Here is a 19,826-nt window from a genome sequence, read left to right on the forward strand (position 1 = left end):
TATCATCATGCCATCACTTGGTCCGATTCGCAGCATTTTACTGGATATCGAAGGGACAACGACGCCAATTGCATTCGTTTATGAGGTGTTGTTTCCCTACGCCAAGATGTACGTAGCCGATTTTCTTTGGCAGCACGCTGCCTCTGATGAAGTCTGCGCTGATATTGCTGGCCTCTGGCAGCAACACACCGATGATGTGAAAAACGGGCTGACGCCCCCGCCTCTGTCGGCCAGTCCGCCGGAAGCGCGTCTCTCATCATTGGTCAGCTACGTTCACTGGTTGATTGATCACGACCGAAAGTCAACAGCCCTGAAGTCGTTGCAAGGCAAAATCTGGCAAGAGGGCTACCGAACCGGTCACCTGCGAAGCCAGGTCTTTCCCGATGTGCCTATGGCGTTTGAGCAGTGGCAACGGCAGAAAATAGAAATTTGCATTTTCTCTTCGGGCAGCGTCCTGGCGCAACAACTCTTGTTCGCGCACACCACGGACGGCGACTTGACGCGGTTCATCCATGCCTATTTCGATACAACGATCGGCTCGAAACGAGACCCGGAAAGTTATCGGCGGATCGCGACAACGCTCGGACACGCTGCCGAACAGATGCTCTTCATCTCCGATGTGACGGAAGAACTGGATGCCGCGCAATCAGCCGGCATGGCCACGCGACTGGCCGTTCGTCCGGGAAATCATCCACAGCCGGCCTCGCCGCACGTGGCGATACACACGTTTGAGGCGCTCATGGCCGAAAGATAATGAACAAAAAACCACAAAGGACACGAAGGACACAAAGAGCCTCTTGTCTGGCCTGGTGCGCTTCGTGCCCTTGTTGGTTCACCATCTGAGGAGGCACTATGCACTACAGTCGTCGTTTGATCTCACCATATCTTGTCACGACTCTGCTCATCTGGTCGGTGGTCGTCGGAACCTGCACGCCGGCCCTGAGCCAGGATGGGACATCACAACCGAAAGGCTGGACGCTCGATGAAATGATGAAAGTCAAATCGGTTGGGAACGTTCAGGTTTCGCCTGATGGCCGGCGCGTGGTCTTCACTGTGACTGAGGCCATCATGACCGATGACAAAAGCGACATGCTGACTCACATCCACATGGCCAACGCCGATGGGTCGAACGCCTATCAATTCACCTACGGCGATAAATCCTGTTCCAACCCACGATGGTCGCCGGACGGGCGCTGGATCGCGTTTACATCGAGTCGGTCGGGCAAGGAGAACATCTGGTTGATCCGCGCCGATGGCGGTGAAGCCCAACAATTGACCGATGTCAAAAGCGGCGTGGGAAGCTACCGCTGGTCTCCTGATAGCAAATTGATCGCGTTCACCATGCCTGATCCACCAACCGAAGCGCAGGAGAAAGCTGAAAAAGGAAAGAACGACGCTAAGGTCATTGATGAGAACATCAAGTTCAATCGGCTCTGGGTCATTCCTATCGAAAAAGACGCCAACGGCAAACGTGAGCCGAGGCAACTGACCAAAGAAAATTACAACGTCAGTGGCAATTTCGACTGGTCGCCCGACGGCAAAACGATTGTCTTTTCTCACACGTTGACGCCGCGCGCAGATGATTGGCCATCGGCTGACATATCCACAGTGGCTGTGGCGTCTGGCGAAGTGAAGCGGCTTGTCAGCACCGGCGCAGCAGAGAGTTCGCCGCTGTTTTCGCCTGACGGTCGTCAGATTGCCTTCGTGGCGACAGACAATCCGCCAACATGGGCACGAGATGCGCGGGTCTATATCATCAGCGCCGGCGGCGGGCAAGCGCGGCCACTGGCCGAAACCTATGATCGCCAGCCAGACCTCGTAGGATGGTCAGCCGATGGTCAATCGGTTTACTTCACCGAAACGCGCGGCACGGTAGGCCGACTTTCAGCGTTGCCTGTCACCGGCGGACGGCCGCAAGACCTCGATCGCGGAGACGTGGACATGCTGGGTGTCAATCTAAACGCCACACGAACGGCTATCGGATTTATCGGGCAAACGTCGGCGCGTCCGAACGAGGCTTACGTGAGCCGATTACCAGCGTATGTGCCTGTGCAAGTCAGTCGCGTCAACGCTGAGTTCTTGAATCATGTGACCGGTCGCACCGAGGTCATCCGCTGGAAGTCATCGGATGGGATGGAGATCGAAGGATTGCTGACCTACCCGGTCAATTACAAACCCGGGCTCCGGTATCCGCTGTTGCTCATCATTCATGGTGGGCCTGCTGGCGTCTTTCGAGAGACATTCATTGCCGGTGGAGGCGGCGCTTATCCGATCGCTGCTTTTGCCGATCAAGGATTCGCCGTGCTGCGCCCGAACGTGCGAGGCTCGTCAGGCTATGGGAAGCAATTCCGCTACGCGAACTACCAAGACTGGGGCGGCGGCGATTTTCGGGACTTGATGACCGGTGTGGATCACGTCATTAGCATGGGCATCGCAGACCCAGAGCGCCTCGGCGTGATGGGATGGAGCTACGGCGGCTTCATGACCTCGTGGATCATCACACAAACAAAACGATTCAAAGCTGCCTCAGTCGGCGCCGGCGTTACCAATCTGATGAGCTTCACCGGCACAACGGATATTCCTAGTTTCATCCCCGATTACATGAGGGCTGAATTCTGGGACAATCTGGACGTCTACCGAAATCATTCAGCCATGTTCAACATCAAAGGCGTGACGACGCCAACCTTGATTCAACATGGCGAACAGGATGAGCGCGTGCCGATTTCGCAAGGATTTGAGTTGTACAACGCGCTCAAGCGGCAGAACGTGCCGGTGAAAATGATTGTTTACCCACGCACGCCGCACGGTCTGCGTGAGCCTAAGCTGCGGCTGGATGCCATGAAGCGCAATCTGGAGTGGTTCACCCACTATTTGAATCAGGATGCAGCCGCTAGGAAATGAACGCCTAGCGGGCGCGTTCATCGGGCGTGCCGCGACTGCGCGGACTCAGGATGCAGCCGCCAGGAAATGAACGCATAGAGCGATAGACCGCGGCGACGCCCAGCCGATCAAAGGTGACAAAAGGTGATAACGTGATGTGATGAGGCGGTGACTGCGTTTGGCTTGTGTCGCCGCCTCAATGAGCTGCCCTGTGCTCAGTGTTTCACTGTTTCTCGCGTTCTCTCGCCTTTATCCACCTGATTGGTTACAATGATGCGCCCATTGAACTGATGCATGAGTGAGCAACTCGAAAAACTTGACCAGATGCGCGACGAGCTAGAGCAGAAGATCGCTCAGTTGATCCCTCTTGCGACCACTGCCGAAGCGCGAAAAGAATTGGAACGACTCGTTGCACGGCTGGAGCGTCTTCAGACGAACATCATGGCGAATTTAACCCCGATGGGACGAGTCAAATTAGCCCGGCATCCAAACCGTCCTTACACGTTGGATTTCATTCGGCACATGTTCACCGACTTTTCTGAAATCCACGGTGACCGTCGTTACGCTGATGATCCGGCCATGGTATGCGGCATGGCTCGATTTCATGGTGAGCCGGTCGTCGTCATTGGCCAACAAAAGGGTCGTGATTTGAAGGAACGCCAATACCGTAACTTCGGCATGGCGCAACCCGATGGCTATCGAAAGGCAATGCGCGTGATGAAGCTGGCTGAAAAATTCGGTCGAGCCGTCTTCTGTTTCGTTGACACGCCGGGCGCATATCCGGGCATTGAAGCCGAAGAGCGCGGGCAGGCTGAAGCAATAGCCTATAACCTGCGCGAGATGTCGCGGCTGCGCGTGCCGATTATTGTCACCATCACAGGCGAAGGAGGTTCAGGCGGCGCGTTGGCCATCGCCGTCGGCGATTATGTTGGCATGTTAGAAAACGCCATCTATTCGGTCATTTCGCCTGAAGGCTGCGCGGCCATCTTGTGGAAGGATGCCGGGCAAGCTGAGAAGGCAGCCGAAAGCCTCAAACTCACAGCCCAGGATTTACTCCAGTTAGGATTGATTGACAGCGTCATCCCAGAGCCACGCGGCGGCGCCCATCTCAGCCACACTGAGACAGCCCGCATCCTGGATGAGCATTTGGTGGCTGCGCTCAACCAAGCCAAAAACTTACCAATTGATGAGCTGATCAAGCGACGGTACGAAAAGTTCCGCCGGATGGGCGCGTTTGAGGAAGTTTCTGAAGAAATACGGCGCGCGTTGGTCAGCGCCGGCTGAGCGTAGTCCAGCAAGTGCGTGCTCGTTGCTCATCTGGCCCAAAGGCCTCGTTCTTTCCCATCACTTGATGTCGGCTCGCTCTACAGCTTCAAGCACCCGGCAAAAGGCGCGCGCCCGCTCGGTGATCGAGCCGCTGGTTAACAAATCGCTAATCACAGCGACGGCGTCAGCGCCGGCTGCGATGACCTGGGGCGCAGTTTCTAACGTGATACCGCCAATGGCGACCAGTGGCTTACTGATGCGCTGGCGCACGCGTCTGATCGTTTCTAGACCGACGACCGGCTCATGATCGGGCTTCGTTGTGGTAGCAAACACCGGACCGATGGCGATGTAATCAACCGGCAAGGCGTCAGCCGCCAGAGCCTGCTCAAGTGAATGCGTGGAGAGGCCGATGATCTTACCCGGTTTGATCACGGCACGCGCTTTCTGCACCGGCACATCATCCTGACCGAGATGCACCCCATCGGCATCCACAGCCAGCGCAATATCTACACGGTCGTTCACAAGCAATGTGACACCATGATCGCGGGCTACGCGCATGGCTTCTTCAGCCGCCTGGTAAAACGCGCGCGGCGACGCCGCCTTCTCGCGCAGTTGAATCCAGGAAATCCCGCCGGCAGCCAACTGGCGAACCTGCTCGGCGTGAGACAAACCGGTCAAAACCCGATCCGTGATGGCATAGACGCGGGGCATCATATCACGTGCGGATCGCCCAAGACGGACTGCGGTTTCACCTGAATCTCGCACTGACCGGACTGCACTCGCTTGCCGCCTTCGCAAGCAAGGTAGTGCGAGATCAAGCGAAAGGCATTCCAACCAAAAAACACATTCGGCCCTGGAATAACCACCATCGCGCCGGTCAACGGTAAAACCAGTAAGTTGATCACTAACCACTGTCGGTGATAACGCACCTGTTTATTGATAAACCGTCGAAACATGCGACGTACCCATTTCTCCTGGGCCTGTGGTGGATGTCTGATCTCCACCAGATCAGCCTTTCGCAACTGTTTCATCAGCGACTCATCTGGGCTAATATGCGATTCCAAATACCGGATTAGTTTCTTGAGGTAAAGCAGCAGGCCGCGATCAGCATGCTCCAGAGCCTGCATCGAGTTTTCATAAACCGATTCAAGTTTTCGCAAAAACCGGTGCCTGGGTTCAATATCAGCAGGTTGAAGTTTCTCCAGCGGCCGCGCAGGCAGCCGAAATCGGCAGCGTCGCCCGTGTACCTCTACCTCAATTTGTACCCGAACCATTCTCGCGCAATCTGTTGTCGGCTGCTCAATCAATCGCTGGCCGCCAGCTCTTCTTCCAACATTTGCTTTTCGTAGAGATCAGCGTAGAGTCCGCCGCGCGCCAATAGCTCATCGTGTGTGCCCCGCTCAACGATGCGGCCGTGATCCAGCACAATGATCTTGTCGGCATCTTTGACCGCTGAAAGACGGTGCGACACAATTATGCAAGTGCGATCTCGCATGACATCGCGCAGGTGATGCAAGATGCGCTCCTCCGTTTGCGTGTCAACAGAGGACAACGCATCGTCCAAGATCAACAGCTCTGGACGGCGAATCACGGCGCGCGCAATGGCCGTGCGTTGCTTTTGTCCACCGGATAATGTGATGCCACGCTCGCCAACGAGGGTATCATAACCGTTGGGAAAATCGGCGATGTCGCCGTCAAGCCCGGCAATCACAGCGGCTCGCTCGATCTCCTCCATGAGCGCGCCCGGAGCGCCAAATGCAATGTTGTCTTTCAACGTCAACCCAAACAGGAACGGCTCCTGCGGCACAACACCGATTGAGGCGCGAAGGCGTTCCAACTTCAATTGGCGGCTGTCTATCTCATCAATAAACAGTTGCCCCGGCGGCGGGTCTACCAAGCGCGTGACCAAGTCCAGCAGCGTCGTTTTGCCTGAACCGGTTCGACCGACGATCGCCACCGTCTCCCCTGGCTCAATTGTCAGGTTGATGTTCTTCAACACAGGCTCGCGGCCGTTGTAGCTAAATGTCAAATTGCGGAATTCGACCTTGCCCTCCAACGGAACGTCAATAGCATCCGGCGCATCTTGAATGAGCGGCAGGCGATTGAAAATCTGATCCAGACGCTCCATGCTGGCCATGCCCCGCTGCACCAAATTCACAACAAATCCCAACGCGATCATCGGCCAGATCAACTGTCCCATGTAGAGATTGAATTCAATAAACTCGCCGACTGTGATCGCGCCGTTCAACGTCAAATGTCCACCGTACCACAACACACTGACGAATCCTAATCCGATCAGAGCCTGTAACAATGGATAGAACATGCCACTCAACTTAATCAGTGACATGTTGCGCCGAACGTACTCTGCGTTGAGTTGTCGGAATTGTTTGATCTCATGCTCTTCCTGCACGAATGCGCGCACTACCCGCACGCCGGAGAGATTCTCTTGCGCCTTGGCGCTCATCATCGAAAAGAATTCCTGGATTTTCTCAAACCGTTCATGAATCCGCTGACCAAAATACTTGGTGGCCACGAACACCAACGGTAACGAGATGAGCGCCAGCACCGTAAGCAGCCCGTTGATCCGAATCATCAACGGCAACGCGAGCACGAAAATGCTCAACGTTTGCAGCCCGTACAACACGGCTGGCCCAGCCATCATCCGCACTGCATTCAGATCATTTGTGGCGCGCGCCATCAGATCGCCCGTTCGGTGCTCGTGGTAAAACTGCATATCGAGCGTGAGCCAATGAGCGAACAGATCGTTCCGCAGCTCATACTCAATATCGCGCGACATGCCGACGAGTATCCATCGCTGGAAAAACAAGAACACGCCTTGCACGAGCTTGATGCCGACCACCAACAACGCATACATCAATAACGTTCGTGCGGTAACTTTCAACGTTAATTCATTGACGGCGTCACGCACAACCATCGGCGCCGTGATCCCAATCGCGTTGCCAACGAAGATACAGATCAGGCCAAGAATCAAGGCTCGTCGGTGACGACGATGGTAGGTTAACAATCGCTTCAACGCAGGACTGACACTCATGCGCGATGGTTCCTTCCCGCTGCGCTCAATGCTTGATTCATACGCAAGGCAAGCATTGTAGCAGCAAACGATCTTTGACCCAAGATATGTCTGAACGGCACTCGATCAAGGCTTGGGAGCCAGGCTCGAAGGTGGGCTGATTGAACCGCTCATCTTGGCGACAACGATAGATAATCTGGCGATCTCGGACCTGAGGAACTCTTCCACCTCTTTAGTCACGAGTGAACGGGCCGGAAAGTACCCCCGACGGTAGAAACTGGGCAAGGGAAAATCGCTAGCAAAAGGATTCCTTCGCGTGGCAAAAAACATCATCACTCGATAGTACACGAGCTTGCCCCTTGCCATCTGATGGGGCTTTACCACGTCTGATGAGACAGCAGCTTGTAACCGCTCCGCTGCCCGCTCTGTGAGCAACGGCGTGAGGACCATGAATACTGTCCACTCTGGCAGAAGCCACGAGCCAGCTCGGATCCTTCGTTGGAGTTCGAGCAACCCCTTATACGTTTCGATGTAGAGCAGGACCGTCAACAGTCTCGGTGTTGGCTTCCGTCGCCAAAACCGCAGGTAGTCATAAACCTCGCCCATCAGGATTTCGATCACGGGTTTGCCCGGGGCTATTGTTAATGTCTGGCCTTGAATCTCTTCCTGAGAGAATCTGAGCCGAAGCACAAGCATCGGCGCAATCCGGTAATGGATGATCCTCTCCAAAACAACCATGAGCAGTAACGCAGTCCCAACTTCAAGCCCAACCCTGATGAGAAGGCTTAAATCCGTCGAAGGAAAAGACCGTCGCGCCAATGGCACAAGCGTTTGGTAGGCCGGATAAAAAACCAGCGCGGTGGCGAATATCAGGACAATCTGTGAGAATAAAATGAGATATTGTGTGGTTCGGCTAAAAGAAACATGAGGAAACAACCTTGCTAATGCAAGCCATATCATGAGAAGGTGGTTTACGAAGGCAGTGGAATGAAATGCGAGGAAAGAGTGCCCGGTGGGTTACCTCCAAAATCGTAGGAGGACGCTTCGCCACTTCGGCGGCACGCTCGGCTCAACTGATGCGTTGTGGCTATCCCCAAAACCTTCGGAGGACGCTTCGCCATCAAGGCTGCAAAACTAACCTCCCACAGAGGGGCCACCGGGCCATCTCTAATTGAACCTGTTTATGGAAAACTTCCTACGCTCACTTCTTACTTAAAAGAAGCAACACAGCCAAGAGAGCGAGCACTATTGGAGTAGAAATCATAAACCTACCTCCTTGCTTGGTTTTTGGAATAAAACTACGGGCGGTAGTATATGAAGTTGAAAGACTCGTGTCAACCAAAAAATTGACAGCCTAAGTGCACAAGAACCCGCTCCAGCCAGCGTCACGCAACGAATGTACAGACCAGCGACGGTAGGCCAGCGGTCCATTCCCTGAGGCCAAAATCCGTCTGCCTGTGGTGATACTGTTGCCAGACGAGCTGGGCCACCCAGGCAACTCATTCCCTGAGGCCAAAATCTGTTTGCCTGCTTGGAGTGAATATCGAGCAGGGAGCTAATACTCTCCATAATTTACCGGATAGCCCTGTCGGTTCCATTCGAGCATTCCACCGGCAACAGACTGAACATTGGTGAAGCCTGCCTGCATCAAGATGCGCGCTGCTTTGGCCGATCGGACGCCACTCCGACACACTGTCAGGATGCACTTGTCACGATAAGGTTCCAGCTCGTGCAACCGGCAAGCCAGCTCCTGAACGGGCAGCAGGTAGGCCCCTTGAATATGTCCTAACTCGCCCCCGTATTCCTCCTCGGTCCGAACATCGAGCACAACGATTGTATCGCCGCCACTTTGCAACATGTGGTGAGCTTGCTCAGGAGAGATTGTCATCACGGGACAATCTGCTTCAACCTCGCTGATTGTTCCTTTGACTTCGCAGGCCGGCAAGTCCCTTGGAATCCAGACGGCGTTGGGGTCGCGTGTGCAGGCATAATTGGCGTTGAGTACATCCTTCATCCATTCGACAGGTGGAAGCGCCAGATTGCTCAGCCAGTAAACGTATTGCTCGCGCGAGGTGAATTGCAATCGTGGATTGGTCCGCCGTTCTTGTCCAAGCGTCGAGTACGTGTGTCCGTGATAATCATGAGCGGGAAAGACCAGAAAGTGATCGGCAAATTCTTTGAGTTTTTGCAGGCTATCGAAATGTTCGCCGGGGTCACCCGATGGTAAATCGGTCCGACCGGCGCCGCCTTCGCCGATGAAGAGAAAATCGCCGGTCAACAGTTTGTCTGCGACGACCAGCGTCATACTGTCGGACGTATGCCCAGGGGTGTGCCGACACAAGATAGAGAGGTCGCCGACTTGAATGGTATCGCCATCTGTCAGACGTTCAGTGACACATTGCGGCTTGGCCGACGCATGCATCACATAAGGCACGTTTAGATGATCCAGCAGCGCCGCGCCGCCCGAGAGATGGTCGGCATGAGTGTGAGTGTCAATAATGCAGACGGGCTGCCACTGCTCCTGCTCAAGCATTCTCAAATAATCCCCAACATGATCCAACAGCGGATCAACCAGCACGGCTTCGCGGGTCTTAGCTGAAGCAATCAGGTAAGTTCGACATGGTCCGGCGTTGAGTTGTTTGAATATCATAACCCCCTTTCGGATAGAGATGCGCTTCCATCGGTCTAGCTGATGATAACGTGCGATGGGCAGTCGCCAATTAGTTCAGCTTCCAAACAATCCGACCGCCGACGATCGTGTAAATGACTTGCGTCGCAACAATCTGGTTTGGATCAATCGTGAAAATATCCTGAGACAATACAACGATGTCAGCTAATTTGCCTGGTTCGAGTGTTCCCTTGTGCTGCTCGGCGAATTCCGCATAAGCATTGTTGATCGTATAGGCGCGGACGGCCTCTTCCACGCTGATCTTCTGCTCGGGCACCCAGCCCTGTGGATGTTGCCCATCAATCGTGCGGCGCGTCACCGCCGCGTCAATACCCAGCAATGGACTGAGTGGGGCGACGTTCCAATCCGACCCAAACGACAGTCGCGCCCCCGCATCAAGCAAGGAGCGAAAGGCATAGGTGGTCTTGCATCGTTGGCGACCGATCCGTTTCTCTGCCCAGCGGCCATCATCAATGGCATGATAGGGCTGCATGGACGGAATGACGCCGAGTTGGGCAAAACGTGGAATATCTTCAGGCCGCAAATGCTGCGCATGTTCGATGCGAAACCGACGATCACGCGGGCCGTTCTCCCGGCTCACCTGCTCAAACAGGTCTAATAGGACTTTGTTTGCACGATCGCCGATGGCATGAATGGAGACGGGCAAGCCGACTTTATCGGCGGCTGCCACCCGTCGTTTCATACGTCCAGGAGGCAGCATGTCTTCGTGCCACAATCCGCTGGTATGAGGCGCGTCCAGGTAGGGCTCAAAAAACAACGCTGTTGTTGAACCGAGCGAGCCATCAGCAAAACCTTTGAGGCCGCCGAGCCGTAACCAATGATCGCCTGCGCCGTGCCGGGCGATGTAATCGCGCTGGCGTTGCCACGAAGCAATCGGCGTGCGAGCATAGATGCGAACGGTCAATTCGCCGCGCCGATGAAATCGGCGGTAGACCTCCCAGTCGGCCCACGAGGTAATATCGTGAATCGAGGTCACACCGACGCGCGCAGCCTCTTTCATTGCCGCTCGTAACGCTTGATCTTGTTCTTGCTCACTTGGCGGTGGGATGACGCGCCAGACCAGGTCCATGGCGGCATCTTTCAACACGCCAGTCGGTTCGCCCGTGGCCGGGTCTCGAACAATGGTTCCACCCGGCGGGTCCTTGGTACGCTTGGTAATGCCGGCCAAGCGAAGCGCCAAGCTATTGGCCAAGCCCATGTGCCCATCCAGCCGCGTGACGAACACCGGATTGTGCTTGGTCAACGGATCAATCCACTCTTTTCTTGGTAACGGCGCGCCCGGCCAGTTCTCATGATCCCATTCACCGCCGGTGATCCATCGGCCGGGCGGCAGCGAGGCGGCCTGCTCGCCTAGCCGTCGAGCAAATTCCTGCTGCGTCGCAGCGTCGCGGAGACTGACGGTCAGAAGCTGGAAGCCGCCGCTCATAAAGTGTGTGTGGTTATCAATGAAACCTGGCAGCGCCAGTTTTCCTTGCAGATCAATCACCTCAGTGTGACGATCCACCAGCGAACGAACCTGCTCCACGCTGCCGACCGCCAGAATGCGATCTCCGCGAACGGCGATGGCTTGGGCCCATGGTTGCTGCGAATGGCCAGTCCATATCTTGCCATTGAGCAAGACCAGATCAGCGCCTGGTTGCTGGCTTTGAACAGACCATGTCGCCAACAGCATCATCACCCAAACCAATACCTCTGTCATGATTGACATCTCATCATTGAACGCCCTAACAGAAGGCTCGTAACGGAAGCAGAGCGCATTCCATTCGGCCATCTGCCGGGCCGCACGCGGCACGCCTCACGGCCTGACGCGCACGCCGAATTCATTCAACACCTGCGGATCGCGCAAATTGCGCCGCCATTGCTCAAAGATCGGTCGCACCGATGGGTCGGCCTTCATGGCAAATGATTCAACCAACCGATCCACGTCATTGATGTCAGCCTGCGTGACGGTCACAACGCCGCGCTCCACTAAGCCGCGCACGACGAAGAGATGGCGCTCCAATTTCGATTGCGTGGTCAACAAGAGGCTGGGATTCAACAGCATGATCCTCACCATTTCTGGCGAAACCTGATAGTACTGCTGTATGAACGCGCGTCCTCTGGACGTTTGCGACAACACCTCATCACGGAAGCGATACAGTGTCGCCAATGTCTCATCGGCATTCTCTTGTCCCTCAACAACCGTCTTGGCTGAACATCCACCCGGCGGTGGCGGCGGTGGCGGCGGCGCGTCCACAATCTCAAAATTACCGTTGCTCACATCAGCGACCAGTGGATTATCGAAATTGGAAATCCGCACAACCGCCAGTATGGTTCCTGGACCCGTCACCGTCCACGGTTGCGAACCGTCATTGGCGGTGCTGACAAACAAGGTTTCAAATGGTCCACCGGGGCCGTTGCGCGATAGCTCAATCTTGACGTTGCTGATGCTGCCCGTGGTGCTCCAGCTTATGGTCTGCGTTGAGCCGACGGTCCATATCTCGCCACCATTAGGCGCAATCACGGTCACTGATGTAGATGTGATTGTGAAGTTGCCGTTACTGGTATCGCTGGTAGTTGGCGAGCTGACACTGGAGACCTTGATTCTGGCTTGGGCTGTTTCCGGGCCGGTGACTGCCCAGTTTTCCGAGCCGTCATTGGCCGTGCTCGTAAACAGCGTCTCATACGTCGAACCGCCATCGCGCGACAGTTCGATCTTGACATCGCCGGAGAAGCCGGTGCCTGTCCACTGAATCGTCCGCGTCGAACCGATCAGCCATGTCTCCCCGCCGTTGGGCGAATTGACGGTGATCGAGGGGCCGCTGGCCAATCCACGAGCGATGTAGATATTGAGCATGACAGCATTATTGGCGCCGCCGTTGATGTTGGTGTCGGCTTGCAGCATCGCTGTGGCGCCCTGTGGCAACGTCGGAGCAAACGGCATGAGGAAATTTCCTTCGATAAAAATCTCGTCGGCTACCAACTGCCCCAGCGCCTGGTGAATATCCCAACAGGCGCCTGACCAGATCATGCCGGTGACGTGTGGGCTGGGACTTCGGTCGTCGGGATAGCGCGCGTCGGTATCAACCCGACGCAAGTATGGCGGCGAGCCCGGATTGTAGGAGACAGCATCCCATTCGCCGACGGCTGGATCATATTTGGCGTGATTGGCGCTGGGATGGCGAGCCGGCATTGTCGCCCCCCAATAGTCACTCCAGCCTTCACCCATGCCGTCGAAGTTCTGGTTCATGTTGGTCACTTGATTATCCAGCATGGCATGGCCGTATTCGTGCCAAACGATTTCAGCGTCTTCGGCATCATCAACGCCGCCTGTCCCAAATTCCACTTCACCAGTGCCGTTGCCATTGGGCGAGTAGAACGAGTTGTCGGCCGATGTCCCATGTGCGTCGGCCGGGATCGAGTAATTGCACGCGCTGGTGATGCCGAAGCTTTGAATGTACCGCTGCGCATCATCAATCGCCCAGTAAACTTCTACTTCACTGAATCCGCCGGTGGAACGATCCAAATCGGTAAAATCGTGATTAGTGCGCTGCACGCGCGGCGAGGTGATGCTCGTATTGACGTAAGGGCCATTGAGAAACCCGCTGCCATCAAGGTTGAACAACGTCACCGTACTATAGGCGTGAGCAGGGACGGCGGCGGCACTGTCGTTTTGATCAGTCAACGTATCAATGCCTGTGGCAACAACAGCGTTGGTGATAAACACGCGACCCGTGCCATTCACATAATAGTTGGTATCGCGCAACGGGCTGAGGCGCTGACCGGTTCGCGCATCCCAGAAGGCCTGCCACGTGCCCAGCGGCTCACGTGCCGGAATCGTGATTTGCCAAGCCAGCCGAGCAGTGCCATTGGCCGTCACATAGACGACCAGAGACCGGCGCACCTCGCGACGCAGTTGAACGCGACGCGCGTCTGTGCCCAGCTCAGCTAACATGCGATCATAGACCACGTCCGCCGTGACCCGTGGTTGTATGCTGGCCAACGCAATGCCCGGCACAGAGGAATTGACAAGGGCATGAACCCGGCCGGCTCGATTGATATGGACGCCAATCATGCCCGGCACTTCTATCCGACCATGGTAGACCGGTAAACCTCGATAAGTTTGTTGGAAAAAGACGTGGTGACCGCCGATGCTTTCAGAGCGTTTAATCAAGTGTAAGTCGGCTACGGATTGAATTCTGAGCAAACCGGCTTCCTGAGCCAAAAACGCACGCGCCGCAGCTTCAGGGTCAGAGGCCTTGGCCGACACGTCAGCCATAAAACCGTAGATCGCTTCAGGCGTGCCAACTGCGTACTGCCAATAGACTTTCAATTCGCCCAGTGCCTGTCGTCGGAATCGTTCCCAGGCCGGCAGGATTGCTGGGTCGGGTTGACCTTCAAGGGGCGGCGGCGACGGCTGTTGTGCTTCTGTGCGTGCGCCGGTCCATTTCGATTGATTTTCGGTTGATTGCGCGGCTGCTAGTCCGCTTATCCATGCTTGGGCAAGCAGCACAAATATAAAAAGCCAAGCACTACGTCGGGCTTGGCTTCTAAAACGGAATGAAAACATATACATTCTCTCCTCGCGTATTAAATTCCCGGACACCAACAGGAGGCTGCCAGCACATGCTGGCTGAAGCACGTCGAATAAGTCATTTGATCAATGGGTGCCTTCATGCTGGAGAGGCGATTATAATGCCCGATACGAGCATTGGCAACCAACGGCGGAGTGCCTCGCTAACCCACGAGCGAAGAGCAGTGGCAATCAACGAATGGACGGCAGTGGCAACCTACAAGCGAAGGCATTGACAATCAGCGGCGCAGGGTCTTGGCAACCTACGAGCGGAGGCACCGGCAACCAACTGGGCAGTGACCGAGCGACCATCGAACCAATGAGGCCCTCGATGTTACACCCTGTCGCTCGAAAAAGCCAGAAAATCGGATTCGGTTCCCTCGCCCAGATACTGCCTCAAAATCAGTTCTGAAGAAAGACAGGGTCACGAGTCTCGTGCACCGCTGAGCGAGCGGAAGGTGGAAATCCGCATGACGTTATGAACCAGCAGATTCTTGATCGGCCAGTGTTCATCTGAACCGCTATCGGCGCGGGCCAATAAGAGTTCACAAGCGGGTCCACCATTGCGGCCTACGTTGACGCTCACTGCCTCACCAAGCTGTTCCGAGACCATCAGCCCGTTTGAGTCGCTGGCAGGTGAGTGGCGGCGAGTTTGCCACGATTCGCCTCTATCCACGGGGTCCATCTTCGCTCCTGCTGGAGCAATCAGCCCACGCGCCTCGAACGCGGCACGCATGATGGCTTGGTTACTCCCTTCAGTCATCCTTTTATCGGCTTGAAGCATAGCTTGAGCGGCCTGCGGCAAGGTCGGCGCAAACGGCATCAGGAAGTTCCCTTCGAGAAAGAGTCGGTCAGCGACTGCCGGTCCGAGCGCCTGGCGAATATCCCACAGCGCGCGTGACCAGATCATGCCGGTTACGTGCGGGTCGCTATGCCGATCCTCAGGATAATGCGCGTTGGTATCCACACGACGCAAAAACGGCGGATTGCCCGGATTGTACGATACGGCGTCCCATTCGCCTTCTGCTGGATCATATACGGCATGATCAGCGCTGGGATGACGCGCGGCATTCGTGCACGCCCAGTAATCTGCCCAGCCTTCGCCCATACCGTCGAAGTTTTGATTCATGTTGGGGACTTGATGATCGAGGATGGCGTGACCGTATTCGTGCCAGATAATCTCTGCATCTTCCGCATCGTCCACGCCGCCGGAGCCGAATGTGAGCCTTCCACGTCCGCCGCCATCGCTAATGTAAAACGAGTTGTCGGCAGTAATCCCGTTGATATTGCATGGAATCGAGTAATTGACCACATTGTAAAGGCCGAGCTGGCGGATATACTGCTGCGAGTCGGTCACCGACCAATAGGTCTGGACCTCTTCAAATCCAGGCGAATGACTGCGATTCAAGTTCGTGAAATTGCGATCAGGCCGATTGATCCGATTGGCTGTCAGCCGCGTGTTCACATAAGGGCCAGTTAAGAACCCGCTATTATCAAGCCCGCTCAGTGTCACCTCCACGTAGGCGCTTTCAGGAACAGCGGCCGCGCTGTCCCGTTGATCTGTCAAATCGTTCTTTCCTAGCATGGCCACCGGATTGGTTACAAACACGCGGCCCACACCGTCGGCATAGTAGTTCCGATCCATATACGCGCTGAGGCGTTGGCCCGTCTGCGCGTCCCAAAAGGCTTCCCACGTGCCCAGCGGCTCACGCGCTGGAATCGTAATTTGCCAAGCAAGCCGAGCCTCCTGCGGCGTAGCATAAACAACGAGAGCGCGACGCGACTCATAAAGTAAACTCGGCCCGGCATGGCTTTGACCGAGCTCGGCCAACATGGCCCCGTAGACGCGGTCGGCCGTAACGCGAGGCTGAACCGACTTCAAACTAATCGCAGGCACTGAAGAATTGACAACAGCGTGAACATATCCCGATGGCGTCAGATGTACGCCGATCATACCCGGAACATCCATCAGCGCATGATAGACAGGCAGCCCCCGGTAGGTTTGCTCAAAGAAAAGATGGTGGCCACTGCCACTTTCCGTTTGACCGAGCAAGCGCAGGTCCTCGACTGAATGAAGCTTGAACAAGGCTGCCTCAGTAGCCAGAAACTGCCGCGCTGCGATTTCAGGATTCGCCGCCTCTGCTGACATATCAGCCATCACACCATAGATCGCTTCAGCCGTGCCTACGTGGCGTTGCCAAAAGACGGTTAATTCTTCAGCCGCTGTCTGCTTGAACTGCTTCCAAGCAATCTCGACGTCCCGGCTGGGTAACCTTTCTGCCAAAGAGACTGCGCCAACAGAGGCGCTGAGCAATGAATGCTTCCATTTTGAGCCTGAGCTCGACAGCGCCTGCGCAGCGTCTGCACGCGCATTGTTCAGAGGTTCAATAGGAGCCAAGACAAGCATCCACGCAAGCAGGACTGACCAACCTCGGCGATTCGCAAGTCTCATGACGGTACTCCTCCGCACGATTGATCTAAACAGATACCAACAAGCGACCCTCTCAACGACGCCCTGCACAGCTTCTGCAGGAGCCAGCCCGAGAACGGCTCCCCTGTTAGAGCAGCCATTATAGCGTTCAGTCATGACGCTGAGCAACGAGCCGGTAGCCTTTCCCAATCCACCTTCAGCTTGCATGGCCGATATTGACGCTTGATGATCCGACCGGATATAAGTCAGCAGGAGTGACGCCCATGATGGATCAACGCATTGATGAATCCGTCTACGCTATTTTCCAACGCGCTGCGAGGGTGAGTGTTTTGACAGGTGCAGGCATCTCAGCCGAAAGCGGCGTCCCTACATTTCGTAGTGGCGGCCAGAGCTTGGTGTGGCGTGGGTATCCGTTTGAACAGCTCTCGTCCGTTGCGACGCTCGCTCGCAATCCAACGCTCGTCTGGGAATGGTTCAATTATCGCCGCGAGATCATCAGCCGGGTCGAACCGAACGCCGCTCATCGAGCGCTCGCGCAATGGCAAGACGACTTTGAACAATTCACGTTGATCACACAAAACATTGATGGCTTACACTGGCGAGCCGGCAGTCGCGATGTCATCGAGTTACACGGCAACATCTGGCGGGTCGTGTGTCAAGCGTGCGGTCAACGCAGCGAGTACCGACAAGTGCCGCTACAACAAAACCCGCCCCGTTGCTCCTGCACAGGGTTGCTGCGCCCGGACGTTGTGCTGTTTGGCGAAATGCTACCAGAAGAGGCCTGGCAACGGGCGGTCGAGGCAGCATCGGCGTGTGACCTGTTTATTGTGGTGGGCACTTCGGCGGTGGTCTACCCAGCCGCCCAATTGCCGGTCATTGCCAAACAGGCCGGCGCATACCTGCTGGAAATCAATCCAGAAACCACCCCGCTCACTCCGCTGGCTGATACGACCATCCTGGGGAAAGCGGCTGAGATTCTACCGCGATTGTCCAAGAGGAAAAGCACTCATTGATTCGGCTTCACGTTGAGTGTGTATCCCCACGGCTTCACTGCATGGCCACGCGCCGATGTTGTTATAGCCTTGGCGCTGGCTGGGGAGGCCGGCTGCGGAATACAAACGCCGTTACTCAGCTTGAATGGGAAAAAGCCGGCGAAACTCGCGCTCAAACACATCGAGCGTAGGTTGATCGTAGAGGACAACCCGCACTTCGCGTAGCGAGCTCTGAGGATGCTCCTCAGCAAATTGCCTGGTCGTTTTCAACAAAATCTGCGCGCACCGCTCAACAGGAAATCCAAAGATACCGGCGCTAATGGCCGGCAAAGCAATACTGGTGAAGCCCTGCCGGTCGGCTAACTGGAGACTCTCCCACACAGCCGAACGCAGGTTGCTATCCTCATCTGCCTGACCGCCACGCCAGATAGGACCGACAGCATGGATCACTGCCTTGCTTGGCAATTGGCCGGCGCCTGTCATGGCGACGCCGCCAGTGGGCACAGGCCCATGCTGAGCAACCCACCGGTCGCTTTCGCGTTGAATCTCAGGACCACCTCGACGCGCAATAGCCGCTGCCACGCCGCCCCCATGCGCCAACTGCGAGTTCGCCGCATTAACAATAGCATCAACTGATTCAAGTGTGATGTCCCCTTGAATCAGCTTGATCCACAGGCCTGATTCACATCGGTGTTCACATCGAAGCGTGTTCATCGGAAATCCTCCTCATTGAAGCCTGAATTATAATTTGTTGCGGCTTGCGATCAAACTCTGAAGCATCGTGCATGGGGCCACGAGTATCTGTGAAAAGGCCGTCAGCGAAGTTCGTGTCATGATCGTGGCGATGTCCGCGTGGCTATATTGAGCTTGCTTGAATGGAAGGATGACCAGTCTCGGCGCGCCTCTTCAAGAGGCGTGACTGACAAGAGGCGCGACTGAGATGATCGCTGCTCAGACGTTGCGCGTCTGGCTACCCTCTTCGCGGCGTCTGTCGCCGCCACCGTTGAGGCCGCTCGCTTCAAAAAATCTCAAAACTTCAACGACCCACGATTCAGCGCTCGTGCTCTGGACGATCACTCATATCGTCTGCTACTTTGCTCTGCCATTTATGCTGACCAATGAACGTCCATCATGCTCAATCATTGGCTTCGGCCGATTTGGCCGACTGCTTGCCTCAATTTTAATGGATGAATTCTCGCTCGTTGTGCATGACACTGACCGATCAGCAATGGCGGCCGCTGCTGCTCAGCGCATCCGGGTCGTTGACTTAGAGCAAGCCTGCCAAGCCGAAAACATCTTCTTTTGTGTGCCGATTTCCACATTTGAGTCGATTCTGCGTCAAGCGCGGCCACATCTACAGCCGAACACGCTGGTCATGGACACCTGTTCGGTCAAGCTGCATCCGGCGCGGCTCATGCAACAACTCTGTCCAGAGACGGTCGAGCTGCTGGCAACCCATCCGCTGTTTGGGCCTGATAGCGCCACCGCCGGCCTGGCTGGCCTGCGGATCGTTTTCTGTCCCCTGCGAATCGCCGCAGCGCGACTCCACGGCTGGCAAGAGTTCTGGCAACGACGCGGCGTTCAGGTGATCACGAAAAGCCCAGACGAACATGATCGCCTCGCTGCTTATTCTCAAGGCATCACCCACCTACTAGGCCGCGTGCTAGGCGAGCTTCAGTTGTCTCCAAGCGACATTTCAACCAAAGGCTTTGAGGCAATTCTCGGCGTCATTGAACAGACAAACCACGATACCTGGCAACTGTTTCACGATTTGCAACGCTACAATCCTTACACGAAACAGATGCGCGACGATCTAGTCAAAGCATTCAATACCATTGTGGGGAGATTGGACCTGAGATCATAAACGCTCCTCAGGACGTCCGTACGAGAGCGGTTTGCGAATGTGTTTATCTTGAGAGCACACGCCAGCTTGCTTGAGCTTGCAAGATGCGGGCCTCCAGGCTAAAGGCAATTGACACTCACTC

14 protein-coding genes are annotated in these 19,826 nt (G+C 55.6%); 5 read left to right on the forward strand and 9 right to left on the reverse strand.

Going from position 1 to position 19,826, the window contains the following annotated elements; all coding sequences use genetic code 11:
• Positions 1-7 precede the first annotated feature (7 nt).
• From mtnC to NZ823_02010, 3 genes are all read left to right on the forward strand, one after another.
• Positions 8-754, forward strand: coding sequence for an acireductone synthase (mtnC, locus tag NZ823_02000; protein MCS6803900.1), 747 nt, complete (start codon positions 8-10; stop codon positions 752-754).
• 98 nt (positions 755-852) lie between these two features.
• Positions 853-2,901 (forward strand): S9 family peptidase, encoded by a 2,049-nt coding sequence (locus NZ823_02005; GenBank protein MCS6803901.1) that lies wholly within the window; start codon positions 853-855, stop codon positions 2,899-2,901.
• Positions 2,902-3,174: 273 nt separating this feature from the next.
• Complete coding sequence (locus tag NZ823_02010; GenBank protein ID MCS6803902.1) at positions 3,175-4,164, forward strand: acetyl-CoA carboxylase carboxyltransferase subunit alpha; 990 nt, start codon at positions 3,175-3,177, stop codon at positions 4,162-4,164.
• Between the two features lie 60 nt (positions 4,165-4,224).
• Here NZ823_02010 and thiE read toward each other — a convergent pair whose 3' ends face one another.
• The 8 genes from thiE to NZ823_02050 form a co-directional block, all read right to left on the reverse strand.
• Positions 4,225-4,860: a thiamine phosphate synthase gene (gene thiE / locus NZ823_02015; protein MCS6803903.1), complete on the reverse strand. Its 636-nt coding sequence runs from the start codon at positions 4,858-4,860 to the stop codon at positions 4,225-4,227.
• Complete coding sequence (locus NZ823_02020; protein MCS6803904.1) at positions 4,857-5,420, reverse strand: mitochondrial K+-H+ exchange-related family protein; 564 nt, start codon at positions 5,418-5,420, stop codon at positions 4,857-4,859. Before NZ823_02020 ends, thiE begins: the two co-directional genes overlap by 4 nt.
• Before the next feature lie 29 nt (positions 5,421-5,449).
• Positions 5,450-7,198, reverse strand: a complete 1,749-nt coding sequence (locus NZ823_02025; GenBank protein MCS6803905.1) for an ABC transporter ATP-binding protein/permease — start codon at positions 7,196-7,198, stop codon at positions 5,450-5,452.
• Positions 7,199-7,303: 105 nt separating this feature from the next.
• Entirely contained in the window at positions 7,304-7,906 is a 603-nt protein-coding gene (locus tag NZ823_02030) for a hypothetical protein (protein ID MCS6803906.1), read from the reverse strand.
• An 826-nt stretch (positions 7,907-8,732) separates the two neighbouring features.
• Positions 8,733-9,827: an MBL fold metallo-hydrolase gene (locus tag NZ823_02035; protein MCS6803907.1), complete on the reverse strand. Its 1,095-nt coding sequence runs from the start codon at positions 9,825-9,827 to the stop codon at positions 8,733-8,735.
• A gap of 70 nt (positions 9,828-9,897) precedes the next feature.
• A complete protein-coding gene (locus NZ823_02040) occupies positions 9,898-11,565 on the reverse strand; it encodes an amidohydrolase family protein (protein MCS6803908.1) in 1,668 nt (555 codons plus the stop codon).
• Between the two features lie 96 nt (positions 11,566-11,661).
• Positions 11,662-14,415, reverse strand: a complete 2,754-nt coding sequence (locus NZ823_02045; GenBank protein ID MCS6803909.1) for a M36 family metallopeptidase — start codon at positions 14,413-14,415, stop codon at positions 11,662-11,664.
• A 427-nt stretch (positions 14,416-14,842) separates the two neighbouring features.
• Positions 14,843-16,702 (reverse strand): M36 family metallopeptidase, encoded by a 1,860-nt coding sequence (locus NZ823_02050; protein MCS6803910.1) that lies wholly within the window; start codon positions 16,700-16,702, stop codon positions 14,843-14,845.
• A 413-nt stretch (positions 16,703-17,115) separates the two neighbouring features.
• Here NZ823_02050 and NZ823_02055 point away from each other — a divergent pair, with 413 nt between their 5' ends.
• A complete protein-coding gene (locus NZ823_02055; GenBank protein ID MCS6803911.1) occupies positions 17,116-17,862 on the forward strand; it encodes an NAD-dependent deacylase in 747 nt (248 codons plus the stop codon).
• A gap of 111 nt (positions 17,863-17,973) precedes the next feature.
• Here NZ823_02055 and NZ823_02060 read toward each other — a convergent pair whose 3' ends face one another.
• The gene (locus NZ823_02060) at positions 17,974-18,555 is read right to left on the reverse strand and encodes a macro domain-containing protein (GenBank protein ID MCS6803912.1); all 582 of its coding nucleotides are present in this window, start codon (positions 18,553-18,555) and stop codon (positions 17,974-17,976) included.
• Between the two features lie 226 nt (positions 18,556-18,781).
• Here NZ823_02060 and NZ823_02065 point away from each other — a divergent pair, with 226 nt between their 5' ends.
• Complete coding sequence (locus tag NZ823_02065) at positions 18,782-19,705, forward strand: prephenate dehydrogenase/arogenate dehydrogenase family protein (GenBank protein ID MCS6803913.1); 924 nt, start codon at positions 18,782-18,784, stop codon at positions 19,703-19,705.
• The last annotated feature ends 121 nt before the right edge of the window (positions 19,706-19,826 follow it).

It is taken from the genome of Blastocatellia bacterium (assembly GCA_025054955.1).
Lineage (GTDB): Bacteria > Acidobacteriota > Blastocatellia > HR10 > J050 > JANWZE01.